The following is a 26,069-nucleotide window of genomic DNA, read 5'->3' as shown; positions in this document are numbered from 1 at the left end:
GATGCCACCTCGCCTTCCGCTCCGCCATCCTGACACTCACAGACGTGCATGCAATTTTGCATTCACTCTTCCGATAGCTTGCACAGGAGAGGGATCAGCAGGCACTCTGACGTGACGAAGAGCTACCGCATCGCTACGGGTGTGGCAACTGACCCTGCTCACCTGGCAGATGCTGCTGAGGAGGCTTGCATGACGTGTAGGCGACCGAATCGCTTATCTCCGGCAAATGCGACAGCGGAGCATCCGCCCTCCGGCCGGTCGCCCGCCGAACTGAAACTCCCGAGCGCTCCCGAGTCCGTACGTCAAGCCCGGGAATACGTACGGAAGTTCGCCGGGTCGTATGCGCCGGAGGTGCCGGAGGAACGCGTCGACGAAGCGGTTCTCGTGCTGTCGGAGCTGGTCACCAACGCGGTGCGGTACGGCTCGGCGCGGGAGGACTTCGTCCTCGTCTCCCTTGTGCTGAAGGCGAGTCACCTGCGCATCGAGGTGCACGACGCCGGGCGGCGGCGCCCTCGGCTGCGGCACTCGGCGGCGGACTCCGCCACCGAGCAGCGCGGGCGCGGGCTGTTCATCGTGGCGGAGCTGGCCGCCGACTGGGGCGTCGGGGAACGGCCGTTCGGGAAGTACGTGTGGGCGGAGCTGGCCTGGCCACGGGAGGCCCGGCGGGAGTGAACCGCTCCCCGCAGCCCCGCCCTCTCAGGCCCCGTCCACCGCAGCCCCGCCCTCTCAGGCCCCGTCCACCGCAGTCCCGCCTTCTCAGGCCCCGTCCGCCGCGAAGGCGCCGCCTCCGGTGAAGGCCAGCTTGGCGAAGCGTTCGCCGATGCGGCTGTGGGTGGCGGCGTCGGGGTGGAGGGCGTCGGGCAGCGGGAGTTCGGTGAGGTCAGCGGCGCCGTAGAGTGCGCGGCCGTCGAGGTAGTGCAGGTGCGGGTCCTCGGCGGCGCGCTGGGTCACGATCCGGGAGAGCTCCTCGCGGATGATGCCCAGGGTCAGCTTCCCGGCCGCCTTCTCCGCGGGGTCGCCCAGCGCCTTGAACTGGATCTGGCCGTTGACGAGATTGCCGAGGTCCGGGGCGCAGGGGCCCGGGGTGTCCTCGTGGATCGGGCACAGGATCGGCGAGACGACCAGGAGCGGGGTCTCCGGGTGCCCCTCGCGGATCGTGTCGAGGAAGCCGTGCACGGCGGGGGCGAAGGCGCGCAGCCGCATCAGGTCGGCGTTGACCACGTTGATGCCGAGCTTGAGGCTGATCAGCTCGGCCGGGGTGTCCCGCAGGGCGCGGGCGAGGAAGGGGTCGAGCAGGGCGCTGCCGCTCAGGCCCAGGTTGATCAGCTCCACTCCGGCGAGGGAGGCGGCGAGCGCCGGCCAGGTCGTGGTGGGGCTCGCCGCGTCCGAGCCGTGGCTGATCGAACTGCCGTGGTGCAGCCACACCTTGCGGCCCCGGTCCGGGAGGGGTTCCACGGGGGCGTCGGTGCGCAGGGCGAGGAGTTCGGTGGCCTCGTTGTGCGGCAGCCAGATCTCCACGTCCTTCGCCTCGCGCGGCAGTTCGGTGAAGCGGACGGTGCCGGGCGGGCCTGACTCGGTCGTGGTGGTGCCGGTGGTCATGTCGATGGTGAGGGTGCTGCCGCCGGAGACGGAGGCCTGCCGGACGAGGCGTCCGTCCACGAGGAGGTCGTACACCCCGTCGGGGCGGGGCGGGGCGCCCACGTACGCGCGCTTGGTGCGCAGGGTGTCCAGTTCGACGGCGGTGGCCCGGGTGCGGAAGACGAGCCGTACGCCGGAGGGTTGGGTCTCCGCCACCGAGAGCTGGCTGTCGGTGTACTGGGCGCGTGCCCGGGCGGGCAGCCGGTGCGGCTGGAGGCCGCCGCGCTCGGTGGTCTCCAAGTCGAGGGCGCCGCGCAGCAGTTCGGGGGTGAGGGGGGTGGTGATCCAGTGCGGTCCCGGGCGCGGTGCTGACTCGGGACGCGGTACGGGCTCGGGGTGCGGTACGGGTTCGGGGTGCTGCATGGGGTCCGCCTGTCGGGTCGGAGGGGAGGGGCCGGGGCGCGCCGGGCCCGGCTCAGGGGGTGGTGGGGGCGGCGGGCCAGTTCCGCAGCAGGGCGTCGAGGGCGTCCAGGATCCGGGGCCAGGTCTCCGCGGCGGCCGGGCTGCTGTGGTCGAAGGACCCGCCGCCCTCCATGGTCACGAAGCCGTGGAAGACGCTGCCCAGGAGCCGGACGGCGTGCGTCTGGTCCGGTTCGGTCAGGTCGTAGCCGCGCAGGATGGCGCGGATCATCTGGGAGTGCCGGGGACCGGCGCCGGCGGCCGCGTCCTCAGGGGCCAGCCGCAACTGGGCGGCGGCGTACCGGCCCGGGTGCTGCCGGGCGTAGTCGCGGTAGACGTTGCCGAGGGCGGTCAGGGCGTCCTTGCCCGAGCGGCCGGCCAGGGCGGCGCTGCCCCGGTCGGCGAGTTCCTTCAGGGCGAGCAGGGCGATGCCGGTCCTGAGGGCCCCGGAGTTCTTCACGTGCGAGTACAGGCTCGCGACGCGGACGTCGAAGCGCCGGGCCAGCGCCGAGACGGTGACCTGGTCGAAGCCCTCCTCGTCGGCCAGCTCCGCCCCCGCCTGGACCAGGCGTTCCGTGGTCAGTCCCGCGCGTGGCATGCGCCGCCCTCCGTTCCGCTGCCTTCCGGTTCCTCTGCCTCGCCTGCCTCTCCTCATGCGTCCGCGTCCGCGTCTTCGGCGGCAGCCTGAGCCGACGAGGCCGCGAACGCCCAGGTGGGCAGCTTCGAGTATGCATTTACCTAAAGGGTTTAGGCAAATGTGGAAGGAGATTAGGCAGGGGCGATGGGACGGGCAGGGAGGCGGGATCGGGCAGGGGGATCAGGCAGGCCTCGTCCGGTCAGGACATCAGCGGGAGGAGGGCGGAGAGGTCGGAGCGTTCGCCGCTCGCGCTGATCTTCGCCGCGGAGTGCGCCTCGGCCCAGGTGGTACGGCCGGTCGCCAGGCGGACCCAGGTCAGCGGGTCGGTCTCGACGACATGGGGCGGGGTGCCGCGGGTGTGCCGGGGCCCCTCCACGCACTGCACCACGGCGAAGGGCGGCACCCGCACCTCGGTGGAGCCGCCGGGCGCCTTGACCGCGAGGGCGTCGGCGAGCATCCGGGTGCAGGCGGCCAGGGCCTCGCGGTCGATGGGGATGCCGAGTCCGGTGGCGCGGTTCAAGTCGTCGGTGTGGACGGTGAGTTCGACCGTACGGGTCACCAAGAAGGGGAGGAGTTCGATGGTGCCGAGGCGGGTGGTGAGGCGGCGGTCGTCCGGGGTGGCGGCGAGGTCCTCGGCGAGCTTCGCGGCGACCTTCGCCCCGAAGGCGGTCAGATCGCGCTCGGCGGCGGCCAGCGCCCGGCTGCCCTCGGCGACCGCCTCGGCCAGGCTCGCCGTGACGAACGGGGCGTCCAGCAGGGCCAGTTCGGCCTTCGGCGGTTCCGGGAGGTCGATCGCGGCGCTCACGGCCCGTACCGCGATGGACACATGGGCCGCCAGATCGCGAACTGCCCAGCCGCCGAGGTGCGTCGGCGCGTCGAGCTGCTCCTCACTGAGCCCGGCCACCGCCTCTCGCACCTGCGCGTACTGGCCGAGGACGGCGCTGCGGATCTTGGCGGAGTCGTAGCTGCGGAGGCGCTTCCGGGGCGGCATGGGGTCAGCTTATGACGGAGGGAGGGGGCGGGGTCAGGGCGTCCGGACCCTGGTCCGGCTCGGCTCCGAGCGAGCTCTCGCCCCGGAACACAGCGCGGGCCCCGTCGCGTCGACGGGGCCCGCGCTTCATGTCCTTCCCGAGGGCGTCAGGCCAGCACCGCCGGGATCGTCGTCTCGTGGGCCGTGCGGAGTTCGCTCAGCGGGAGGCTGAACTCGCCCTGGACCTCAAGCACCGCGCCGTCCTCCTCGCGGCCGTCGACCACGCCGATGCGGGTGGCGGGCAGGCCGCGGGCGCCGCACATGTCGGTGAAGCGGAGCTCCTCCGAGCGGGGGACGGCGACGAGGGCGCGGCCCGCCGACTCCGAGAAGAGGAAGGTGAAGGCGTCCAGGCCGTCGGGGACGACCAGGCGGGCGCCCTTGCCGCCGAGCAGGGCCGACTCGGTGACGGCCTGCACGAGGCCGCCGTCGGAGAGGTCGTGCGCGGAGTCGGCCATGCCGTCGCGGGAGGCCGCGATGAGGATCTCGGCGAGCAACCGCTCGCGCTCCAGGTCGACTTGGGGCGGCAGCCCGCCGAGGTGGTCGTGCACCACCTGCGACCAGGCCGAGCCGCCGAACTCCTCGCGGGTGTCGCCGAGGAGGTAGAGCAGCTGGCCCTCCTCCTGGAAGGCGACCGGGGTGCGGCGGGCCACGTCGTCGATGACGCCGAGCACCGCGACGACGGGCGTCGGGTGGATCGCCACCTCGCCGGTCTGGTTGTAGAGGGAGACATTGCCGCCGGTGACCGGGGTGCCCAACTCCTGGCAGGCGTCGGCGAGTCCGCGGATGGCCTCGGCGAACTGCCACATGACGGCCGGGTCCTCGGGCGAGCCGAAGTTCAGGCAGTCGGAGACGGCGAGCGGCCTGGCACCGGTGGTGGCGACATTGCGGTACGCCTCCGCCAGCGCCAACTGGGCGCCGTGGTACGGGTCGAGCTTGGCGTAGCGGCCGTTGCCGTCGGTGGCGAGGGCGACGCCGAGGCCGGACTCCTCGTCGATACGGATCATGCCGGAGTCCTGCGGCTGGGCGAGCACCGTGTTGCCCTGCACCAGGTGGTCGTACTGGCTGGTGATCCACGCCTTGGAGGCCTGGTTCGGGGAGCCGACCAACCGCAGTACCTGGTCGCGGAGTTCGTCGCCGCCGGCCGGGCGCGCGAGCTTGTTCGCGTCGTCGGCCTGGAGGGCGTCCTGCCAGTCGGGGCGGGCGTAGGGGCGCTCGTAGACCGGGCCGTCGTGGGCGACGGTGCGCGGGTCGACGTCGACGATCTTCTCGCCGTGCCAGTAGATCTCCAGGCGGTCGCCGTCGGTCACCTCGCCGATGACGGTGGCGATGACGTCCCACTTCTCGCAGATCGCGAGGAAGCGCTCGACCTTCTCCGGCTCGACCACCGCGCACATGCGCTCCTGCGACTCGCTCATGAGGATCTCCTCGGGCGAGAGCGTGGAGTCGCGCAGCGGGACGTCGTCCAGGACGACGTGCATGCCGCCGGAGCCGTTGGAGGCCAACTCGCTGGTGGCGCAGGAGAGTCCGGCCGCGCCGAGGTCCTGGATGCCGACCACCAGCTTCTCGGCGAAGGCCTCCAGGGTGCACTCGATGAGCAGCTTCTCCTGGAAGGGGTCGCCGACCTGGACTGCCGGGCGCTTGCTGGGCTTCGCGTCGTCGAAGGTCTCGGAGGCCAGGATGGAGGCGCCGCCGATGCCGTCGCCGCCGGTGCGGGCCCCGTAGAGGATGACCTTGTTGCCCGCGCCGGAGGCCTTGGCGAGGTGGATGTCCTCGTGCCGCATCACGCCGATCGCCCCGGCGTTGACCAGCGGGTTTCCCTGGTAGCAGGCGTCGAAGACGACCTCGCCGCCGATGTTGGGCAGGCCGAGGCAGTTGCCGTAGCCGCCGATTCCGGCGACCACTCCGGGCAGCACGCGCTTGGTGTCGGGGTGGTCCGCGGCGCCGAAGCGCAGCGGGTCGACCACGGCCACCGGGCGGGCGCCCATCGCGATGATGTCGCGCACGATGCCGCCGACGCCGGTCGCGGCGCCCTGGTAGGGCTCCACGTACGAGGGGTGGTTGTGGCTCTCCACCTTGAAGGTGACCGCGTAGCCCTGGCCGACGTCGACCACGCCGGCGTTCTCGCCGATGCCGACGAGCAGCGCGTCCGACTGCGGGGCCTTCTCGCCGAACTGGCGCAGGTGCACCTTGGAGGACTTGTACGAGCAGTGCTCGGACCACATCACGGAGTACATGGCGAGTTCGGCGCCGGTCGGGCGGCGGCCGAGGATCTCGACGACGCGCTCGTACTCGTCTTTCTTCAGGCCGAGTTCGGCCCAGGGCAGCTCGACGTCGGGGGTGCGGGTCGCGTTGTCGACCGTGTCGAGAGTCATGCGGAGACCAGCCTCTTGAGGATCGAGGTGAAGAACGGCAGCCCGTCGGTGCGGCCGTTGCCGACCAGGGACTCGACGGCGTGCTCGGGGTGCGGCATGAGGCCGACGATGCTGCCGGTCTCGTTGGTGATGCCCGCGATGTCGCGCAGCGAGCCGTTGGGGTTGTGGCCCACCCCGGGGACGGCGCCGGCCTCCTCGTCGGCACCGGCCACATAGCGGAAGACGACGCGGCCCTCCGCCTCCAGCATGTCGAGGGTGCGCGCGTCGGCGACGTACCGGCCGTCCATGTTCTTCAGCGGGATGTGGATCTCCTGGCCCGCCGTGAAATCGGCCGTCCAGGCGGTCGCGTCGTTCTCCACGCGCAGCTTCTGGTCGCGGCAGATGAAGTGCAGGTGGTTGTTGCCGAGCATCGCGCCGGGCAGCAGGTGGGCCTCGGTCAGGACCTGGAATCCATTGCAGATGCCGAGGACCGGCAGGCCCGACTTCGCCTCGGCGATGATCGTTTCCATCACGGGCGAGAAACGCGAGATGGCACCGGCCCGCAGGTAGTCGCCGTACGAGAATCCGCCGGGCAGGACCACCGCGTCGACCTGCTTCAGGTCTTTGTCCTTGTGCCACAGGGCGACCGGTTCGGCACCGGCGAGGCGGATGGCGCGCTGGGTGTCGCGGTCGTCGAGACTGCCGGGGAAGGTGACAACTCCAATACGCGAGGTCACTTTTCCTCCTCGACCTTCACGGTGAAGTTTTCGATCACGGTGTTGGCGAGGAAGGTTTCGGCGAGCTCGTGGATTCGGGCGAGCGCGGCGTCGTCGACCGGACCGTCCACTTCGAGTTCGAACCGCTTTCCCTGACGTACATCGGAGATGCCCTCGAAGCCGAGGCGCGGCAGCGCCCGCTGAACGGCCTGGCCCTGGGGGTCGAGGATCTCCGGCTTGAGCATGACGTCGACTACGACGCGTGCCACTGGCACTCCCGGTGTGTGGTGCTGAGCAGGTTCGTTCAGACTACCCGTACAGAATTTCTACGCGGGTAGATTCGTAGGTTCCGACGAGACACCGATCACTTCGCGGACGGGAGGAAGAGCTTCCGGGCACAAATACTCCGCGAGAAACCCCGGGGGCACCCCGCAAGCACCCGGGAAGAACCCCAGGGAAGCCCGAACCGGACCCGAGAAGCCGCGAAAAGCGCTAGGCGCAGATTGTGTGCAGACACGCTGAGGTATTTCGAAGGGCTTCCCAGTGCAATGCCGCGCCCTGTACAAAGGGAATATCTCACGGGGATTTTCCCCGCAACCAGCCGGACAGTCGGCAAACGGGCACGTCAAGAGCACCGGATGCCGCGCGAAGGGACCGATATTCGTGGCGCAGCGTGTCGTGGTCACACTCTTTGACGACATCGACGGCGGGGAAGCGACGGAAACCATCGCCTTCGGCCTGGACGGCACGTCGTACGAGATCGACCTCAGCAAGACGAACGCCTCGAAGCTGCGCAAGGCGCTCGAACCCTACGTGGAGGCGGGCCGCAAGAAGGCCAGGTCCGGCAAGACCTTCACGCACACCTCGGTCACCCCGGACCCGGCCGCCGTCCGCGCCTGGGCCCGCTCGCACCGGATGGACGTGCCCCCGCGCGGCCGCATCCCCAAGAAGGTCTACGAGGCCTTCGACGCCGCCCGCTGACCGGCGGACGCCGGGCGCCGGACCAGGGCCGACGACCCCTCGGGGCAGCCGACTTGCGCAGTACCCCCGCTGGTCAGCTAAAGTCTGGAGCACGCCGAGGGGCGAGGCCGGAAACGGCAAGTCCCCGAAGTCGTGCGGGTGTAGTTCAGTAGTAGAACACCCCCTTTCCAAGGGGGAGGCGCAGTGTGCAATTCCTGTCACCCGCTCTGCACCGCCGTTCCGGCCACTCTTGTGGATGCGGTAGGCTGGTGCTCGCGCCGATCGGTGAGAGCCGGTCGGAGGCAATGCGAACGTAGCTCAGTTGGTAGAGCGCAACCTTGCCAAGGTTGAGGTCGCGAGTTCGAACCTCGTCGTTCGCTCTGAAGCAGAAGAGAGAAACCCCGTTCCTGGTGAACGGGGTTTCTTTCGTTTACCAGCCGCTCGCGTTACCGCCGCTCGCACCTCCCCGGCACGCCTCCCGCTTCCCGCTTCCTGATTTCTGCCGGGCGTTCCCTTTTCCGCCGATCCCGCCCGTTCTCGCTCCGCCCGCTTCTGACATTTGTCATGCGGGCCGATGACACCTCGCACTGCCGGGCCGCCGGATGCGCGGCGAGGCTCGACACATGGACAGCGAGGAGTACGTGATCAGGGCGGACGAGGTACGCCGGGTCTACCAGGGCGGCTTCGAGGCGGTACGCGGGGTGAGCTTCGCCGTGCGGCGGGGCGAGCTGTTCGCGCTGCTCGGCACCAACGGCGCGGGCAAGACCTCCACGGTGGAACTGCTCGAAGGACTGGCCGAGCCCGCCGGAGGCCGGGTACGGGTGCTGGGGCACGACCCCTTCGGCGAACGGTCCCGGGTGCGGCCGCGTACCGGGGTGATGCTCCAGGAGGGCGGCTTCCCCTCGGGCCTCACCACGGCGGAGACGGTCCGGATGTGGGCCGGGTGCACCAGCGGTCCGCGGCCGGTGGACGAGGCGCTGGAGATGGTGGGCCTCGCGGACCGCGCCGGGGTGCGGATCAAGCAGCTCTCCGGCGGCGAGCGGCGCAGGCTCGACCTCGCGCTCGCCCTCCTCGGCCGCCCCGAGGTGCTCTTCCTCGACGAGCCGACCACCGGCCTGGACGCCGAAGGGCGCCGCGACACCTGGGAGTTGGTGCGCAGGCTGCGCGCGGAGGGCACCACCGTGCTGCTGACCACGCACTACCTGGAGGAGGCCGAGGAGCTCGCCGACCGGCTCGCGGTGCTGCACGAGGGCCGGATCGCCGCCTCGGGCACCGTCGCCGAGGTGGTCGCCGAGCAGCCCTCGCAGATGTCCTTCCAGCTGCCCGAGGGCTACCACCCGGGCGACCTCCCGCCGCTGGCCCCGCTCGGCGTCACCCGGCACGAGGTCGAGGGCCGGCTCCTGCGGCTGCACACCCGGGAGCTCCAGCGCACGGCGACCGCGGTCCTCGGCTGGGCGGAGCGGACCGGGGTCGAGCTGCGCGGCCTGAACGTACGCGCCGCCTCGCTGGAGGAGGCCTTCCTGCGGATCGCCCGGGAGGCGGGCGAGGGCTCCGGGGGCGGGCCGGACGAGAGGAACACCGGCAAACGCGGCGGCAAGGGCCCCGGCGGGCTGCGCGGACTCGGCGGCCTGCGCGGTCGCAAGGCGCGGGCACCCCGGGCTTCCGTACAGCAGCAGTCGGGCCCCCCGCAGGTGCGGGCACCGCGGGCCGACGGAGCGAAGGAGCACAGCGCATGAGCGGCAGCACCCAGGACCTCGCCCCCTCCGCCGGGCCCGCGCCGGGCAGCGGCGGCGACCGGATCCGTACCGGAGGCGGCGCCGACGGACCGCGGACCACACCCCTCGGCCGGATGCGGGCGCTCGCCCGGGCCGAGCTGACGCTGCTCGGCCGCAGCCCCGGCACCCTCTTCGTGGCGCTCTTCGTGCCGCTGGCGCTGCCCGCGAGCCTGCGCACCACGGTCAAGGACATGGACCTGGCGAAGCACGGGCTGAACCTCGCCGAGGTGCTGCTGCCTGCCGCCATGGGCTTCGCGCTGCTCTTCGCGGTGTACACGGCGCTGGTCAGCACGCTGGTCGCGCGGCGCGAGGAGCTGGTGCTCAAGCGGCTGCGCACCGGGGAGGCGGGCGACGGCGAGATCCTGGTCGGGGGCGCGGTGCCCGCGGTCGCGATCGGCCTGGCGCAGTGCCTGCTCGTCGCGGTCGCCAGCACGGCCGTACTGGACGTGGAGCTGCCCGGCGCCCCGCACCTCGCGGTGGCCGGGGTGCTGCTCGGCCTTGTGCTCAGCGCCGTGTTCGCGACGCTGACCTCCGCCGTCACCCGCACCGTGGAGTCCGCGGGCGTGACCGTGATGCCCTTCATGATGCTCTCGCTGATCGCCTCGGGGATCACGGTCCCGCTGGAGGTCTTCCCGGACCGGCTCCGCGCTGTCTGCGAGCTGCTGCCGCTCTCCCCGGTGATGGCGCTGATCCGCGGCGCCTGGACCGGCGAGCTGTCCGCCGCCGAGACGCTCGGCCACCTCCTCACCGCGCTGGCGTGGATCGTGCTCGGCTGCTTCGCTGTGCGACGGTGGATGCGCTGGGAACCCCGGCGGTGACCGCGGCCGGGCCGGTCGGCGCGGTGGCCGGGGCGGCGGACGGCAGGGAGAGCGAGATGCGAAGGCCGGGCAACTGGTGGCGGCGCAAGAGCACACCGGCGAAGGTCGAGGCGTACACCCGCTGGTGCTACTGGTTCATCGCCGCCAGCGAGACCCTCGCGGTCGGCGTGGCCGGATTCGGGAAGCTCTCCCCCGGCCTCGCCGCGGGGCTCTTCCTCGCGGTCGCCGTGCACGCCGCGGTGGGCGCCCTCGCCGTCGGCCCCACCCTGGAGTGGGTGCTCGACCGGCGGCCCCGGCCGCGCCGCCACCTCGCCGCGGTGGCCGCCGCCACCGTGCTCGTCGCCGCCACGGCCCTCGCCCTGGCCCAGCACGGACCCGGCGAACACAGCACCGCCGCGGGCGCCACCCTCTACAGCGGGGTCCTGGTCTTCGGCATCGGCCTCTTCGGGCTCGGCCTGGGCAGCACGAAACGCCTGGTCTGGCTGGTGGCCGGGGGCGCGGTCGGCGCCGCGCTGCTCGCCGTCCCGCTCGGCATGGCGCCGCTGGCCGCCCCCGTGCTCGGCCTCGGCATCCTGCTCGGCGGCGGATTCCTCGCCTTCACCTCGGGCTTCTCGGTCTGGCTGCTCAAGGCGGTGTACGCGCTCGACGAGGCCCGGGAGACCCGGGCCCGGCTCGCGGTCGCCGAGGAGCGGCTGCGCTTCGGCCGCGATCTGCACGACGTCCTCGGCCGCAACCTCGCCGTCATCGCCCTCAAGAGCGAACTCGCCGTCCAGCTCGCCCGCCGCGAGCGCCCCGAGTCGGTGGACCAGATGATCGAGGTCCAGCGCATCGCCCAGGAGTCCCAGCGCGAGGTCCGCGAGGTGGTACGGGGCTACCGCGGAGTCGCCGTGGACACCGAACTCGCCGGTGCCCAGGGCGTGTTGACCGCCGCGGGCATCGACTGCGCGGTCACCGGGGCGGCGGCCTCCACCCGGCTGCCGACCGCCGTGCAGGGCGCCCTCGGCTGGGTGGTGCGCGAGGCGGCCACCAACGCCCTGCGCCACGGCGACGCCACCCGCTGCACCATCGCGCTCACCGTCACCGGGGGCCTGGCCACCCTCACGGTCGAGAACGACGGGGTACCGGGGCCCCAGCCGGGCGGCCTCCCGGGGGCGCTCGGGGGCACGGGGAGCACCGGCGGCTCCGGCCTCGCGGGCCTGCGCGAACGCCTCGCCCCGGTGGAGGGCTCGCTGACCGCCGGTCCGATCGGGGACGGCAGGTTCCGGGTGGTCGCGGAGGTGCCGGTACGCGAGGACACGGATGCGGAGGTACGTGGGGAACGGCGGGTACCCGGGGTACCCGGCCCGCACGGGGAGCCGGAGGAGCGCGAGGAGCAGCGGGAGGGGCGGGAGCAGCAGGAACAGCGGGAACAGGACGACGTGGAGCAGGACGACGTGGAGCAGGACGACGTGGAAGCGGGGCCGGGCAAGGCGGTCCGGGGCGGAGAGAACGGGGCGGCGGCGTGACGGACGACGGGGTGCCGGGTGGGCAGCGGACGCCGGACGGGCAGGGGACGCCGGGCGAGCGAGCGCCAGGCGAGCGCGCGAGCGCCCGGCCCGGCAGCAACGGCAGCGGCAGCAGCAGCAGCAAAGGCAAAGTGCGGGTGCTTCTCGCCGATGACGAGCACCTGATCCGGGGTGCGCTCGCCGCGCTGCTCGCGCTGGAGGAGGATCTGACGGTGGTCGCCGAGGCGGCCTCCGGGCCCGAGGCGCTGGCGATGGCCCGGGCGCATGTGCCGGATGTGGCGGTGCTCGATCTGCAGATGCCCGGCGCGGACGGTGTGACAGTGGCCACACGGCTGCGGGACGAACTCCCGGGCTGCCGTTCGCTGATCGTGACCAGCCACGGGCGTCCCGGCCACCTGAAGCGGGCGCTCGCGGCGGGGGTGCGCGGCTTTGTGCCGAAGACCGTCAGCGCCCAGCGGCTGGCCGAGATCATCCGTACCGTGCACGCCGGAAACCGTTATGTCGACCCGGACTTGGCGGCCGACGCGATCTCCGCCGGGGACTCGCCGCTGACCGCGCGGGAGGCCGAGGTCCTCGAACTCGCGGCGGACGGGGCGCCGGTCACCGAGATCGCCGACCGCGCCCGGCTCTCCCAGGGAACCGTGCGCAACTACCTCTCCTCGGCGGTCAGCAAACTCGGGGCCGAGAACCGGCATGCGGCAGTACGTCTCGCGCGCGCCCGAGGTTGGGTATAGTGGGGCCCGCGCTTCGGCGCATGCGAACGTAGCTCAGTTGGTAGAGCGCAACCTTGCCAAGGTTGAGGTCGCGAGTTCGAACCTCGTCGTTCGCTCCGAAGGAAGAGAACCCCCGCTCCGGGTGAGCGGGGGTTCTTCCGTTCCGCCACCCCGTCCGTTCCGTCGGCCCCGAAAACCGCCCGCCTCCGGGGACCGGATCCGGCCCCTTCCGCCTTGTCCGTAAGGGGACTTGACCCTTCCGGTGCGTTGTTTGCCTGAGGCGACCATCCAGTAGCGTGCCCGTCGCACCCGGCCCGCCGGATCCCGGCCGGGCCGCTTCCGCGCGTATGGAGGTCGGCGATGACGGCACCGCAGCAGCAGTGGGACATCACCTCGGGTGTGGGGATCACCGCCCTCGCCGTGGCCGCCGCGAGAGCGCGGGAATCGCTCCGCCCGGACCGGCTGATCAACGACCCGTACGCGAGCGCCTTCGTCGAAGCCGCCGGGCTCGACCTGCCCTTCCTGCGGCTCGAAGCGCCCCGCGAGAAGTCCGACCCCGCGCTGATGACCGACTACGTGGGCGTCCGCTCCCGGATCTTCGACGACTTCCTCGTCACGGCGGCGGAGGACGGTTTGCGCCAAGTCGTGGTGCTCGCCTCCGGGCTGGACAACCGCGCCTTCCGGCTGCCCTGGCCCGCCGGCACCCGCTGCTTCGAGCTCGACCAGCCGCTCGTACTCGACTTCAAGCTGCGGGTCCTCGGCGCCGAGGGGGCCAGGCCGCTCTGCGCGCACACCCCCGTCCCGGTGGACCTGCGGGACGACTGGGCGGCGGCCCTGGAGGCGGCGGGATTCGACGGCGCGCTGCCCACCGCCTGGCTGGCCGAGGGGCTGCTGCCGTATCTGCCGCCCGCGGCCGAGGAGCAGCTCTTCCGGGAGATCGACCGGCTCTCCGCCCCGGGCAGCCGGGCCGCCGTCGAGCACATCGACCAGGCGGCCGCGGTGGCCCGCGAGCCCCAGCTGCTCGCGGACGGCGAGGCGTACGGCATCGATCTGAAGGCCCTGCTGCCCGAGGGGGAGCGCAGGGCACCGCAGGAGCAGCTCACCGCGCTGGGCTGGCGGTGGAGCGCCGCCTCCGCACACGAGTCGGCCCGCGGACTCGGCAGGACGCTGCCCTCCACCGGGGCGACGGACCGCGCCGTCCACCTCCTCGCGCGCAAGGACTGAGCCTCCGGCAACGGCTGAGCCTCCCGCAAGGGCTGAGCCTCCCGCAAGGACTGAGCTTCCCACCCGCCCCGCACCCGGCTCCCACCGGTTTCCCACCCTTGCCGCCCTACCGTCGTGACCGCCGGGGGCCGTCCAGGACCGGCATCACGAGGCTCCCGCCGTCCGGTGCGATGGCGGCGGGGCGGGAAGGCAGGTGGCGATGTACCGCAGGCGCACACGTCTCCGGGGGCGGCGGGCCCCCGGCCGCGCTCCGGGCCGCACGGGGGTGTGGCTCGCCCTGGGCGCCCTGCTGCTGGCCGGGGGCACCGCCTGCGGCGACGGCGGCTCCGGGAAAGCGGCGGAGGAGTCCGCGGACCCCTCCGCCCGGCCCTCGGCCGACTCCGGGGAGGCGGCCTCGCAGCGGAACATCGTCTTCGTCCTCACCGACGACCTCTCCGAGGATCTCGTCCAGTACATGCCGCACGTCGAGGAGATGCGGAAAGCGGGCCTGTCCTTCGCCGACTACACCGTGACGGACTCGCTCTGCTGCCCCTCCCGCTCCTCGATCTACACCGGCAAGTACCCCCACAACACAGGGGTGTTCACCAACACCCCGCCGGACGGCGGCTTCGACGTCTTCCATCAGGAGGGCAACGAGGACCACACCTTCGCCACCGCGCTCCAGAAGCGCGGCTACCGCACGGCGATGATGGGCAAGTACCTCAACCGCTACGAACCGGACATGACGGTCGGCGGCGAGAAGAACTACGTACCGCCCGGCTGGGACGAGTGGGCCGTGGCCGGAAACGGCTACCCCGAGTACGACTACACGCTGAACGAGAACGGCCGCACCGTGAAGTACGGCCACGAGCCCGAGGACTACCTCACCGATGTGGTGAGCAGGAAGGGCCAGGACTTCATCACCGAGTCGGCGAAGGACGGCAAGCCCTTCGTCCTGGACATCTCCACCTTCGCCCCGCACGGGCCGGCCACCCCGGCGCCCGAGGACGAGGAGAAGTTCGCCTCTCTGAAGGCCCCGCGGCCGCCGTCCTTCGACAAGCTGCCCGAGGACGCCCCGAAGTGGCTCGCGGACCGGAAGCCGCTGCCCGAGAAGCAGCTCAGGAAGATCGACCGGAATTACCGGGAGCGCGTCCGCTCGGTCCAGGCCGTGGACCGCATGATCGGCGGCCTCCAGACCCGGCTGAGGAAGGAGGGCGTCTACGAGGACACCGTCTTCGTCTTCGCCTCCGACAACGGCTTCCATCTGGGCGAGTACCGGCTCACCCCCGGGAAGCAGACCGCCTTCGACACCGACGTCAAGGTGCCGCTGATCGTCACCGGACCCGGCGTCCCCGAGGGCCGCACCAGCCACGCGGTGGTCGGCAACATCGACCTCGCCCCCACCTTCACCGCACTCGGCGGCGGCACCCCGGCCCCCGAGGTGGACGGCCGCAGCCTGGTCCCCCTGCTCGGCGGCGAGACCCCGAAGGACTGGCCCCGGGCCGCGCTGATCGAGCACCACGGCGCGAAGGACACGGCCGAGGACCCCGACCGCCCGCGCAAGGGCAGCGGCAACCCGCCCGGCTACGAGGCCATCCGCACCGCCGACGTCACGTACGTGGAGTACGCCGACGGCTCCCGCGAGTTCTACGACCGGCGGCGCGACCCGGACCAGCTGCACAACACCTACGGGGAGCTGTCCGCGGAGAGGAAGAAGGAACTGGCGCGGCAGGTGGCCGCGTTGCGGGCCTGCGAGGGTGCGAAGGAGTGCGGGGCGGCGGCGGGTTCGTAAGTGTGCGGGATCGCGGCGGGATCGTAGAGGTGCCGGATCGCCGCGAGTTCGTACAGGTGCGGGGGCGCCGGCTCGCAGCGGGCGCGGGGGGCCGGGTCGCTGGTTGTGGACCCGGCCCCGTTCCGCCGGTGCGGGGGCCTCGTACGGAGGCCACGTACGGGGGCCTCGTACGGAGGCGGGGCAGCGTAGGGAAGCGACGGCCTCGTACGGAGGTGGCGTCGCCGTACGGAGGCGGGGGCTTCGCGCGGAATCGGCGGGCCCGCGCGGGCAGTTGGGGGGATCAGTCCCAGTTCAGCCCGGTCAGCCGCTCGTAGGCCTCGATGTACTTGGCGCGGGTCGCCTCGACGACCTTCTCCGGCAGCGGGGGCGTCGGCCGCTCGGCGGCGCGGTCCCAGCCGGACTCGGGGGAGGTCAGCCAGTCGCGGACGAACTGCTTGTCGAAGGAGGGCTGCGCACGGCCGGGCTCCCACTCCTCGGCGGGCCAGAACCGCGAGGAGTCCGGGGTGAGCACCTCGTCGGCGAGGACCAGTTCCCCACCGTCGAAGCCGAACTCGAACTTGGTGTCCGCGAGGATCAGCCCGCGTTCGCGCGCGGTGTCCCGGGCCCGGGCGTAGACGGCGAGGGTGGTCTGCCGCAGCTCCGCCGCGGTCTCCGCGCCGACCTGGCGGGCGACCTCCTCGTAGGAGACGTTCTCGTCGTGCTCGCCGACCGCCGCCTTGGTCGCCGGGGTGAACACGGCCGCGGGCAGCTCCGAGCCGTCGACCAGTCCGTGCGGCAGGGCGAGACCGCAGACGGTACGGGTCTGCTCGTACTCCTTGAGGCCGGAACCGGTGAGGTAGCCGCGCGCCACGCACTCGACGGGGACCATGTCGAGCGCCTTGCAGACCAGGGTCCGGCCCGCCCAGTCGGCCGGGGCGCCCTCGGGCGGCTCGCTGCTCAGTACGTGGTGGGGGACCAGGTCGGCGAGCTGGTCGAACCACCACAGGGAGAGCTGGGTCAGCACCCGGCCCTTGTCGGGGATCTCGGTGGGCAGCACCCAGTCGTAGGCGGAGATCCGGTCGCTGGCGACCATGACCAGGTCCCCGGACGCGTTGCGGTACAGGTCGCGCACCTTGCCGGTGTGCAGATGCACCAGGCCCGGAACCTCCCTGGGTTCGGGCTTCTCGACGAATCCGGACACCGGTTCCTCCTGTGGCTCAGTCCCTCGCTCGGTACATGCGGGGCTCCGTACGTGCCCTCCGATTCTCGCTCATGGCACGGGTGACCTGGTGAGGGGGCCGTCGGCGGGCCCCTCGTTCCGGGTTCCGGATCCTGGCCGCTCCGGCGGAGGGCCGGTCGTGCTCGCGGCTCAGTCGTGCTTGCAGATGCGGTCGAGGAGGTTGGCGGTCGCGCGCTGGACGCGGGGGTCGACATGGCCCGGGCGGTCCAGGGCGGGCGACCAGGCGAAGGTGCCGGAGGCGAAGACCAGGGCACCCGAGGGCGCCCGGTACAGCGAGGTCTCCTGGTGGCGGCGGGCGCCCTCGGCGTCCTCGTACGGGGAGTGGGCGAGCAGCACCCGGCCCTCGTGCTCGGGCAGCGGGGTGCGCGGGAAGTAGCGGTCGGCCTCCCCCGCGACCAGGCCCTCGATGCCCTCGCCCTCGTGCGCCCCGGTCGCCTCCCACAGCCAGTGGTCGGCGTTGCGCACCACCAGCGGGCTCGGCTCGGGCACCCGGCCCGCGTACTGGATGCCCATCAGCTCCTGCTCCGGCCGGTCGATCTCGCGCCAGAGCGCCGGGCGGCCCGGGCCGCGCCGCTTGCGGCAGCGCATCAGCCGGTCCGGCACCCCGGACGGCGAGGGGCCCAACTCGACCTGCCAGTACATGGAGTTGGCGGAGAGGAAGACCAGCGAGGTGCCGTGCTCGCGGGCGCGTTCGGTGGTCCGGCGCATCGGCACGGACCAGTATTCGTCGTGCCCCGGGAAGACCAGGCCGCGGTACCGCGTCGGGTCCACGCGTCCGGCGTGCAGATCGCGCGTGTCGGCGTAGGCGAGGTCGTAGCCGTACCGCTCCGCCCAGCGGATGAAGTCGTAGGCGTGGCCGACGTGCAGGGGCAGCCCGGCGCCCGCGTACGGCCGGTCGAAGGAGACCGTGGTCGCCGCCTCCCGCTCGCCGAGCAGCCGCCCCTGCTCGTCCCAGGCGTGGTAGAGGCTGGCACCGGTGCGGCCGTCCTCGGGGAAGAGGTTGTACGCCTGCCAGGTGACGTCCGGGAGCAGCAGGAGCAGGTCCGCGCGGCGCTCGTCGCGGACGGTGAAGGGGACGTGCGAACGGAAGCCGTCCACCGTGGTGAGCACGGCGACATACGCGCCCACGTTCCAGTAACTCGGCACCTGGAGGCGCCAGGAGAGCCACCAGTGGTGGCAGGAGACCGACCGGTCCGCGGTGAGCGGCGGCTGCTGCTTGATGCCGGAGAGCCGCGGGCTGGTGGTGATGTGCGCGGCGCCGTCGCCCTGGTAGTGGCCGATCCGGTAGATGTCCACACTGAACTGCTGCGGCGGGTCGACCGTGACGTGGAAGTCGATCGCCTCGCCCGGCACCACCGCGCCGGTCGCGGTGAACCCCTTGATCTGCCGGTGCACATCGTCCGCCATCCGGGGCCCGCTGGGGCGCGGCGCGGGGACCCGGCGGGCACCGGGCGCGGGGGCGTGGTCCACGTACCAGGGGACCACCTGACCGGTGTCGTCGAAGTAGTGCTCACTGCCGCGCAGCCAGGGCAGCGGCCCCTGCCCGAAGGGGTCGCTGACCGCGTGCGCCAGCGCCCCGGACTCCCAGCGCCGGATCAGCGGCGGGGCCGCGTCGCCGGTGGTGGAGGTGGTGGGGGCGGCGGTGGTCGTGGGGGTGGTTGGGGTGGTGGCACCGTTCGCGGGCTTCGCGGTGGTGCCGGGTGGGGGCTTGGCGGTGGCGTCGCTCGGGAGCTTCGCCGTCGTCGCGGGCTTCGCCGTCGTCGCGGGCTTCGTGGTGGTCGCGGTCGCCGGGGCGGCCGTGGGCTGTGTGGCGGCCGTGGGCTGTGTGGGGGGCGTGGGGTGTGCGGGGGGAATGGTGCTCTTCGGCGGTTGCCCGGCCGGTTGCTGCTGCGCTCTCATCGTGGTTCCCCTCCCTCGCCTTGCGGGTGGTGCGGGTGGTGCGGGTGGTGCCGGACGTCGTGGACATGTGGGAAGTGGGCTTACCTGAACTCGCCGGGGGCTGTGGGGTGTTGCCTGCGAGGGCTGCCTCCAGGGCCCTGCCCGCCGGAGGGCACGGGGGGTCGCGCTGAGCGACCTCCCGGCCACGACTCGTGTCAGGACCGGTCCCAGCACATCACATGACGCACCGGCCTCGTCACCTTTCGTCGCGAATAGGCGTGAGGAAAACCACATCAACGCGCGGGAGCGTGCGCCCCGCGCGCCCGCGGGCGCCTGCCCTTGCGAGCCGACCGCCGCGGGACATACCGCTCAGACCAGGCGGACCGGCTTGTCCGCGCGTACGCCACGGTCCGCCAGCCAGGCCTTGAGGGGCCCGGAATCCCCGTACTCGACGAGCCGCAGCACCAACTGCCCGACCTCCGCGTCCCGTTCACCGCCGACGAGCAGCGAGGGGCCGTCCAGCCAGTCGAGCCCAGGCGCCGCCCCGGCCGTGTCGACCGCGGCGCAGCACACCATCGCCTTCACATGGTCGGTCAGCAACTCCCTTGCCGTACGCGGCTGCTGGAGCGGAAACAGCGGCAGTATCCCGTCACCCCACCAGGCGGTGTCCGCCCCGGCCACACCGCCCTCGGCCCCGGCACCGAACGCCCGCGGCCCGGGCGAAGCGGCCTCCTCCCGCGCCAGCTCGGCACTCAGCCCGGCCGCGAGCAGCGAGGTCCGCTCGTCGAGTACGGGGTCGGGATCGGGGTCAGGGCCGAGGTCGGGGTCGAGGTCAAGATCGGGATCGAGGGCGGGGTCAGGATCGAGGGCGAGGCCGGGGCCCCTTTCCTCGTGCGGGGCGGGTGGTGCGCTCGGGTCGGACCGCTCGATCGGGTCAGGTCGCTCGCTCGGGCCAAGCGGCTCGCTCGGGCCGGGTCCCTCGCTCGGGTCAGGAGGCTCGATCGGGTCGAGCGGCTGAGGCAGGTCAGGGGAGGAAGGCAGCTCAGGTGGTTGAAGCAGCTCAGGTGGCCGAGGTGAGTAGTGAGGCGGCTGAGGCGGGCGGGACGGCGAGGGCGGCTCGGTCGGATCCGTCAGCTGGAGATGGGCCAGCACCCTTGCCAGCGTGGGGCCTTCGGGTGCCGGGGCGGCGGCGGTCGGCGAAACCGGGGCGACCCCCGCGCCATGGTCTGCGCCGCCGGAGTGCGGGCCGGCAGCCGTGCCCGGAGCGGTGGCCGCCGGGCCGGGGAGGCCCGCCGGGCCGGAGAGGCGGTCGAGGACCTTGTGCAGGCGGGCGGCGTCGGCGCGCCACTTCCGGTCGACGACCTCCTCCGGGTAGTGCTGCCAGTCCACCGGCGCCCAGTCCGGGCCCGGTTCGGCCGGGCCGCCGTGGAAGAGGCGGGCGGCGAGCAGCGAGGCGGCCTCGTCCATCGAGCCCGGCTCCTCCAGGAGATCGCAGGCCGGGCGCTCGCCGAGGCGGGAGGCGAAACCGTCCGCGAGGCGGTCGCGGCGGGAGAGTTCGGTGAGCGCGGAGACCACCCCGGCGTCCAGCCGCGCGGGCCAGCGCCCCATCCGCCAGGCGGGCAGCGCCACCTTGGTGAGCAGCCGGTCCCAGCCCGCGTAGGCCAGGCCCACCTGCTCCTGCGCGGTGATCCGCAGCCCGTAGTCCACAGCCTGTGCACGCTCTGCGGCGGCCGCCGCGGCGCCGCGCTCCATCTCGGCCGCGTGCACCCGGCAGCTCCGCAGCAGCAGCCGGGCCACCCAGCCGACCCCGGCCAGCGCGGCCCGCGCCACCGGTCCGCGACGGGGGGAGGCGCTCACGGCCACGGCCGCGTCCAGGCCGCGGACGAACCGCCGGGCCGCCGCTATGTCCGGGTGCGCGGAGGGCTCGGTCCCGGCGACCACCGGCGCGAGCACCGCCCGCAGCTCGGCCACCCGCATCCACCACAGGAAGGGCGAGCCGATCACCAGCACGGGCGCGGGCGGCACACCCCGCTCGCCACCGGCTCCCGACCCGTCGGCCGCCCGGAACCCGGAACCGCCGGCGGACCCGGATCCCGTACGGAATCCGTCCGCGGCCGGTCCCTCGCCGTCCGCCGCGCGGTACGCCCGATGCGTACGGTCCTCCAGCCAGCTGTCGCAGTCCGGGGTGAGCGCTATCGCCGAGGGTGCCGGGACGCCGAGGCGGTCGGCGAGATCGCGCACCAGCCGGTACAGATCCGGCGCGGACCGCTCCGGCACCGGCACCGTGGGGCTCACCGCCGGGCGCGCCCGCGCCACGACCAGCCCCACGGCCAGGGCGCCGAGCAGCGTGAGGACGGCGACCGCGGTCACCACCCAGCGCACGGTGTCCCAGACCCCGGCGCCGAGCCGTCCGGTGCCCTCCGCCACGAAGAGGACCACGGCGCAGGCGGCGGGCAGCAGGGCCGCGGCCAGCGCGCGACCGCGCATCCGCAGCACGGCCAGCGCGCGCGACCGCGCCACGTACGCCCCTGCCTCCAGACCCATAGCGGCCATGCCCGCTGCCACCCCCTACCGTCGCCCGTGACGGGAACTCCGCACGCCGCCCGCGGGGGCGGCCTTTTGCGCGCGAATGTCCCTGACTGTGCTCACTCCCCCACTGTGACAGCCGCCACTGACATCGCAATGCCGGTGGGCCAAGTGCCGGAAAGCCTGCGCCGCACCATAGTTGGGCCCCCCGCACCCGTCAGCGGGTTGAGCGGGGGGCTCACTCGATGGAATGGCTTTGGGTAAAGGTGAGGCCTCGGGGATCGCGGGGGCGTATGGGGCCGGTGCGGCGGACGGGACCGGTCGGCTGGAGGCCCTTCACCGCCGGAAGGGTCCTTCACCGCCGGTGGCCGGGGCTGGGCGACGGCCACGGCCAGAGCCACGGCCGCGGCCACGAAGGCGACCGTACGGGATCCGGAAGCGAGCGGGCCGGGATCGGCGGAGAGCGGGCCGGGCCCGCACCGCCGGTCTCAGACCTGGCCGGCCGCCCTCGCCGCGATGTCGGTGCGGTGCTGGGAACCGTCGAGGCGGATGCGGCCCACGGCGGCGTAGGCCCGTTCGCGCGCCTCGGCGAGGTCGGCGCCGGTGGCCGTGACCGACAGGACCCGCCCGCCCGCGCTGACGACGGCGCCCTCGGCGAGCCGGGTGCCCGCGTGCAGGACGTAGGCGTGCGGGGCGTCCTCAGCGGTGACCTCGTCCAGGCCCTCGATCCGGTCGCCGGTGCGGGGCGTACCGGGGTAGTTGTGGGAGGCGACGACCACGGTCACCGCCGCGTCCTCGCTCCAGCGCAGCGGCTCGGCGTCGGCGAGGGTGCCCTCGGCGGAGGCGAGCAGCAGCCCCGCGAGGGGGGTCTTCAGACGGGCCAGGACCACCTGGGTCTCCGGGTCCCCGAACCGGGCGTTGAACTCGATGACCCGCACGCCCCGCGAGGTGATCGCGAGCCCGGCGTAGAGCAGGCCGGAGAAGGGCGTGCCGCGGCGGCGCAGTTCGTCGACGGTGGGCTGCAGGACCGTGGCCAGGACCTCGTCCACCAGCTTCGGATCGGCCCAGGGCAGCGGCGAATAGGCGCCCATGCCACCGGTGTTGGGCCCCTGGTCGCCGTCGAGCGCGCGCTTGAAGTCCTGCGCGGGCTGCAGCGGCAGCACGGTCTCGCCGTCGGTGACCGCGAAGAGCGAGACCTCGGGCCCGTCCAGGTACTCCTCGATCACCACCCGCCCGCAGGCCAGCGCGTGCTCCCGCGCCAGGTCCAGGTCACCGGTCACCACGACGCCCTTGCCCGCCGCCAGACCGTCGTCCTTCACCACGTACGGGGGCCCGAAGGCGTCCAGCGCCGCGTCGATCTCCGCGGCGGTGGTGCAGACGTAGCTGCGGGCGGTGGGCACCCCGGCCGCCGCCATCACGTCCTTGGCGAAGGCCTTGGAACCCTCCAGTCGCGCGGCCTGGCGGGACGGGCCGAAGCAGGGGATGCCCGCCTCCCGCACCGCGTCCGCGACGCCCTCGACCAGGGGCGCCTCGGGGCCGACCACGACCAGCCCCGCCCCGAGCTGCCGCGCGAGCACGGCCACGGCGTCGCCGTCGCTCGCGTCCACGGTGTGCAGCTCGGCCAGCTCGGCGATACCGGCGTTGCCGGGCGCGCAGTGCAGTGCGCTGACGTCGGGGTCGAGGGACAGGGAACGGCACAGGGCGTGTTCGCGGGCACCGCCGCCGATGACAAGGACCTTCACACGGGCCAGCCTATCCGCCACCGGTCCCCACCCCTTGGACGGGCCACCGAACGGCCGGACCGGTCACTTTCGTATGTTCGGACAGCTTGCCTTCGGACAGCTCGTGTTCAGACAGCTCGTGTTCAGACAGCTCGTGTTCAGACAGCTCGTGTTCAGACAGCTCGTGTTCAGACGGCTTGTGTTCGGACGGCTTGGCTGTGGACGGCCGCGCTGATGCGTTCAGGCAGCGGCCCGGTGTGCGGAGTCCCGCGGGCGGCACGTGGTGAGGCGTGTACGTCGTACGTCGTACGTCGCCACGTCGCCACGTCGTCAGCCGTCCGGCCCGGTGCGGGCGGTCACCCGCGCGGGATCACTCATGCGGGCGGGACCGCTCATGCGAGATCACTCGTGCGGGATCTCCTCCAGGACGGTGGCGCCGAGTTCGCGGACGATCAGGTCGTGCCCGGAGAGCGCCGCGGTGGCGTCCAGGTCCGCGTCGTCCTCGGCGGGCATGTCGTCCTCGGGGGCCACATACGACGATCCCGGATGCCCGGAAGCCGAGGCGTTCGCCGCCTGCCCCGCCGCCCCGGAGGAGTGGGCCGCCCCGGTGTGCCCGCCGGACGAATGCGCGGACGAGTACCCGCCGCCGCCCTGGGCCTGGGCGGCGGAGGCCCCGGACGAGCCGGAGGAGTGGGCGGAAGCGGACGAGGAGTACGAGGAGGACGAGGACGAAGAATAGGAGTGCGGAGAAGAGGAGGAAGAGGAGGAAGCGGACGGAGAAGAGTCGGAGTACGAGGTGGCGGGCCGCTGGCCGGAGGAACCGCCACCGGGCGCCCCGCCGCCGTAGCCGCCGCCGGGACCGCCACCGGACATGCCTCCGCCGGGTGCGCCTCCCCCGGTCGGCCCGCCGCCGAAGCCGCCCGCCGCGGGGGGCGGGGCGCTGCCGCCCGAGGGGTCGACGATGGCCTCGACCTTCCACGGGACGTTGAACTGCTCCACGAGCGCCTGCCGCAGCACTTCCTCGCTGCCGCTGCTGGCGAAGTTGTCCCGGGCCCCGGCGTTCACGAAGCCGAGTTGGAGCGTGGTGCCGTCGAACCCGGCGACCTGCGCGTTCTGGCTGAGCAGGATCCAGGTGAACCGCCGCCGGTTCTTGACGGCCTCCAGGATGTTCGGCCACAGCACCCGGGGGTCGAGTCCGCCTCCGCCGCCGGGTGCGGAGTGGGCGGGCGCCGGTTCTGCCGGGGCGTACTGCGAGGGGGCGGATGGGCCGCTCGGCGCGGACTGGGATGGGCTGGACTGGGCGTTCGACGCGGAGGGCGTACCGGCACCCGGGGCCGGGGGCGCGGCGGACGGCCCGGCTGACCTGCCGGGGATCTGGCCCCCGCCCGCCGTGGCCGCGGTCGGCCAACCACCGGGGCGGCGCTCGCCACCACCGCCGGCGCCGGCGGGTGCGCCTTGGGCTCCGGCCGATCCGGCGGCTCCGGCAGCGCCTGGCCAGGCGCCCGGGGCGCGCGTACCCGAGTCCGTACCTTCAGCGGGAGCTGCCCCGGCCGAGGGCGCGGATGCGGCCGAGGGAGAAGAGGGAGAAGGGGGAGAAGGCGGAGAAGCAGGTGTCGGTGCGGAGGCGGCATCGGCTGTCGCGCCGGGTGCGGCCGCCGCGCCTTCGTCCGCCGGGTGACCGCCGGAGGGGCGCCCCTCAGCCGACTGCCCGGGACCGTGACCAGCGCCAGGACCCGGACCGGCCCCCGGCCCGGTGCCTGAGCCGCCGTCGCCCCCCTCCGGAACCCCGCCCCGTACCGCCGCACGAGCCGCCGCGGGACCGCCGCCCGGAGGCACCGCGCCACCGGCCGCCGGTCCGGGCGCGGCACCCTGCGCCGGGCCGGGCCCCGCCTGCATCGGCGGATGGGCGCCGGGCCCGGGCGCGTAGGCCATCGGCGGCCCCAGGTTCCCCGGTACGAAGTGCACACCGCCGCCGCGCTCCAGGCGGTCCAGGCGCGCGAGGAGGGCGCGCTGGTCGTCGTAGGCGGCGGGCAGCAGGACGCGGGCGCAGATCAGCTCCAGCTGGAGGCGGGGCGCGGTGGCGCCGCGCATCTCGGTGAGGCCCTCGTTGACCAGGTCGGCGGCGCGGCTCAGCTCGGCGGCGCCGAAGACCCCGGCCTGCGCCTGCATGCGCTCCAGGACATCGGCGGGGGCGTCGATGAGCCCCTTCTCCGCGGCGTCCGGCACGGCCGCGAGGATCACCAGGTCGCGCAGCCGCTCCAGCAGGTCGGCGACGAAACGGCGGGGGTCGTTGCCCCCCTCGATGACCTGGTCCACGACCTCGAAGGCGGCGGCCCCGTCCCCCGCGGCGAAGGCCTCCACCACGGAGTCGAGCAGGGTGCCGTCCGTATAACCGAGCAGCGCGGTGGCCATGGCGTACGTCACACCGTCCGCGGCCGCTCCCGCGAGCAGCTGGTCCATGACGGACATCGAGTCCCGTACGGAACCGGCGCCCGCCCGCACCACCAGCGGCAGCACACCGTCCTCGACCGGGATCTGCTCCCGCCCGCAGACCTCGCCGAGGTACTCGCGCAGGGTGCCGGGCGGCACGAGCCGGAAGGGGTAGTGGTGGGTACGCGAACGGATCGTCCCGATGACCTTCTCGGGCTCGGTCGTCGCGAAGATGAACTTGAGGTGCTCCGGCGGCTCCTCGACCACCTTCAGCAGGGCGTTGAAGCCCGCCGAGGTGACCATGTGCGCCTCGTCGATGATGTAGATCTTGTACCGGCTGGAGGCGGGCCCGAAGAAGGCCTTCTCCCGCAGCTCACGGGCGTCGTCCACACCACCGTGCGAGGCGGCGTCGATCTCGATGACGTCGATGGACCCCGGCCCCGTCCGCGCCAGATCGCGGCAGGACTGGCACTCCCCGCAGGGCGTCGGGGTGGGCCCCTGCTCGCAGTTCAGGCAGCGGGCCAGGATGCGCGCACTGGTCGTCTTGCCGCAGCCGCGCGGACCACTGAACAGGTACGCGTGATTGACCCGGTTGTTCCGCAGCGCCTGCTGCAACGGGTCGGTGACATGCTCCTGCCCGATGACCTCGGCGAACGACTCCGGGCGATAACGGCGGTACAGCGCGAGAGACGACACATCTACGAGGTTATAGGCGCCCACCGACAACCGGCCCCGCCCCTGCCCCGGCCCCTGCTCAC

The 26,069-nt window shown here is 73.1% G+C and carries 19 protein-coding genes and 3 tRNA genes; 11 read left to right on the top strand and 11 right to left on the bottom strand.

The features are described from left to right. The first annotated feature begins 48 nt into the window (after nt 1-48). Nucleotides 49-672 (top strand): ATP-binding protein, encoded by a 624-nt coding sequence (locus MID12_RS17125; protein ID WP_317633391.1) that lies wholly within the window; start codon nt 49-51, stop codon nt 670-672. An 84-nt stretch (nt 673-756) separates the two neighbouring features. On the opposite strand, the gene MID12_RS17120 is transcribed toward MID12_RS17125, so the two are convergent. The 6 genes from MID12_RS17120 to purS form a co-directional block, all read right to left on the bottom strand. Continuing rightward, on the bottom strand, nt 757-2,001 hold the full coding sequence (locus MID12_RS17120; RefSeq protein WP_263168320.1) for an SGNH/GDSL hydrolase family protein: 1,245 nt from the start codon (nt 1,999-2,001) through the stop codon (nt 757-759). 52 nt (nt 2,002-2,053) lie between these two features. Continuing rightward, nucleotides 2,054-2,635, bottom strand: a complete 582-nt coding sequence (locus tag MID12_RS17115; RefSeq protein ID WP_263168318.1) for a TetR/AcrR family transcriptional regulator — start codon at nt 2,633-2,635, stop codon at nt 2,054-2,056. A gap of 238 nt (nt 2,636-2,873) precedes the next feature. Further along, the gene (locus MID12_RS17110) at nt 2,874-3,665 is read right to left on the bottom strand and encodes a maleylpyruvate isomerase family mycothiol-dependent enzyme (RefSeq protein WP_040251753.1); all 792 of its coding nucleotides are present in this window, start codon (nt 3,663-3,665) and stop codon (nt 2,874-2,876) included. A 146-nt stretch (nt 3,666-3,811) separates the two neighbouring features. Beyond that, the gene (gene purL, locus MID12_RS17105; protein WP_040251750.1) at nt 3,812-6,076 is read right to left on the bottom strand and encodes a phosphoribosylformylglycinamidine synthase subunit PurL; all 2,265 of its coding nucleotides are present in this window, start codon (nt 6,074-6,076) and stop codon (nt 3,812-3,814) included. After that, on the bottom strand, nt 6,073-6,792 hold the full coding sequence (gene purQ / locus MID12_RS17100; protein WP_040251747.1) for a phosphoribosylformylglycinamidine synthase subunit PurQ: 720 nt from the start codon (nt 6,790-6,792) through the stop codon (nt 6,073-6,075). Before purQ ends, purL begins: the two co-directional genes overlap by 4 nt. Continuing rightward, nucleotides 6,789-7,040: a phosphoribosylformylglycinamidine synthase subunit PurS gene (gene purS / locus MID12_RS17095; protein WP_008409760.1), complete on the bottom strand. Its 252-nt coding sequence runs from the start codon at nt 7,038-7,040 to the stop codon at nt 6,789-6,791. The genes purQ and purS overlap by 4 nt, the downstream gene beginning before the upstream one ends. Before the next feature lie 394 nt (nt 7,041-7,434). Here purS and MID12_RS17090 point away from each other — a divergent pair, with 394 nt between their 5' ends. The 10 genes from MID12_RS17090 to MID12_RS17045 all read left to right on the top strand — a co-directional run bounded on the left by MID12_RS17090 (nt 7,435) and on the right by MID12_RS17045 (nt 15,537). Continuing rightward, nucleotides 7,435-7,752 carry a histone-like nucleoid-structuring protein Lsr2 gene (locus MID12_RS17090; protein ID WP_040251737.1) on the top strand — a complete coding sequence of 106 codons (318 nt, stop codon included), beginning with the start codon at nt 7,435-7,437 and terminating at the stop codon, nt 7,750-7,752. A gap of 134 nt (nt 7,753-7,886) precedes the next feature. Then, nucleotides 7,887-7,958 (top strand) — tRNA-Gly (locus MID12_RS17085). A gap of 80 nt (nt 7,959-8,038) precedes the next feature. Continuing rightward, a tRNA-Gly gene (locus tag MID12_RS17080) sits at nt 8,039-8,111 on the top strand. 243 nt (nt 8,112-8,354) lie between these two features. After that, entirely contained in the window at nt 8,355-9,467 is a 1,113-nt protein-coding gene (locus MID12_RS17075; RefSeq protein ID WP_263168310.1) for an ABC transporter ATP-binding protein, read from the top strand. Continuing rightward, nucleotides 9,464-10,324 (top strand): ABC transporter permease, encoded by an 861-nt coding sequence (locus tag MID12_RS17070; protein ID WP_078845041.1) that lies wholly within the window; start codon nt 9,464-9,466, stop codon nt 10,322-10,324. The genes MID12_RS17075 and MID12_RS17070 overlap by 4 nt, the downstream gene beginning before the upstream one ends. 56 nt (nt 10,325-10,380) lie before the next feature. After that, nucleotides 10,381-11,829: a sensor histidine kinase gene (locus MID12_RS17065; protein ID WP_263173211.1), complete on the top strand. Its 1,449-nt coding sequence runs from the start codon at nt 10,381-10,383 to the stop codon at nt 11,827-11,829. 131 nt (nt 11,830-11,960) lie between these two features. Further along, nucleotides 11,961-12,563, top strand: coding sequence for a response regulator transcription factor (locus MID12_RS17060; protein WP_040257509.1), 603 nt, complete (start codon nt 11,961-11,963; stop codon nt 12,561-12,563). A gap of 22 nt (nt 12,564-12,585) precedes the next feature. Further along, nucleotides 12,586-12,658: transfer RNA gene (locus MID12_RS17055), tRNA-Gly, on the top strand. A 244-nt stretch (nt 12,659-12,902) separates the two neighbouring features. After that, nucleotides 12,903-13,766 (top strand): SAM-dependent methyltransferase, encoded by an 864-nt coding sequence (locus tag MID12_RS17050; protein ID WP_263168308.1) that lies wholly within the window; start codon nt 12,903-12,905, stop codon nt 13,764-13,766. Between the two features lie 199 nt (nt 13,767-13,965). Further along, nucleotides 13,966-15,537, top strand: coding sequence for a sulfatase (locus tag MID12_RS17045; RefSeq protein ID WP_263168306.1), 1,572 nt, complete (start codon nt 13,966-13,968; stop codon nt 15,535-15,537). Nucleotides 15,538-15,817: 280 nt separating this feature from the next. Here MID12_RS17045 and MID12_RS17040 read toward each other — a convergent pair whose 3' ends face one another. The 5 genes from MID12_RS17040 to MID12_RS17020 all read right to left on the bottom strand — a co-directional run bounded on the left by MID12_RS17040 (nt 15,818) and on the right by MID12_RS17020 (nt 26,007). Further along, nucleotides 15,818-16,717 (bottom strand): phosphoribosylaminoimidazolesuccinocarboxamide synthase, encoded by a 900-nt coding sequence (locus MID12_RS17040; RefSeq protein WP_263168304.1) that lies wholly within the window; start codon nt 16,715-16,717, stop codon nt 15,818-15,820. A 168-nt stretch (nt 16,718-16,885) separates the two neighbouring features. Then, nucleotides 16,886-18,655, bottom strand: a complete 1,770-nt coding sequence (locus MID12_RS17035; protein WP_263168302.1) for a N,N-dimethylformamidase beta subunit family domain-containing protein — start codon at nt 18,653-18,655, stop codon at nt 16,886-16,888. 348 nt (nt 18,656-19,003) lie between these two features. Continuing rightward, nucleotides 19,004-21,187, bottom strand: a complete 2,184-nt coding sequence (locus MID12_RS17030; protein ID WP_263168299.1) for a hypothetical protein — start codon at nt 21,185-21,187, stop codon at nt 19,004-19,006. A gap of 461 nt (nt 21,188-21,648) precedes the next feature. Continuing rightward, entirely contained in the window at nt 21,649-22,902 is a 1,254-nt protein-coding gene (purD, locus tag MID12_RS17025; protein WP_040251727.1) for a phosphoribosylamine--glycine ligase, read from the bottom strand. A gap of 381 nt (nt 22,903-23,283) precedes the next feature. Continuing rightward, the gene (locus tag MID12_RS17020) at nt 23,284-26,007 is read right to left on the bottom strand and encodes a DNA polymerase III subunit gamma and tau (RefSeq protein ID WP_263168297.1); all 2,724 of its coding nucleotides are present in this window, start codon (nt 26,005-26,007) and stop codon (nt 23,284-23,286) included. Between the last annotated feature and the right edge of the window lie 62 nt (nt 26,008-26,069).

Source organism: Streptomyces sp. SCSIO ZS0520 (genome assembly GCF_025643355.1).
Classification (GTDB): Bacteria; Actinomycetota; Actinomycetes; order Streptomycetales; family Streptomycetaceae; genus Streptomyces; species Streptomyces physcomitrii.
This window is presented reverse-complemented; position numbering and strand designations above follow the sequence as displayed.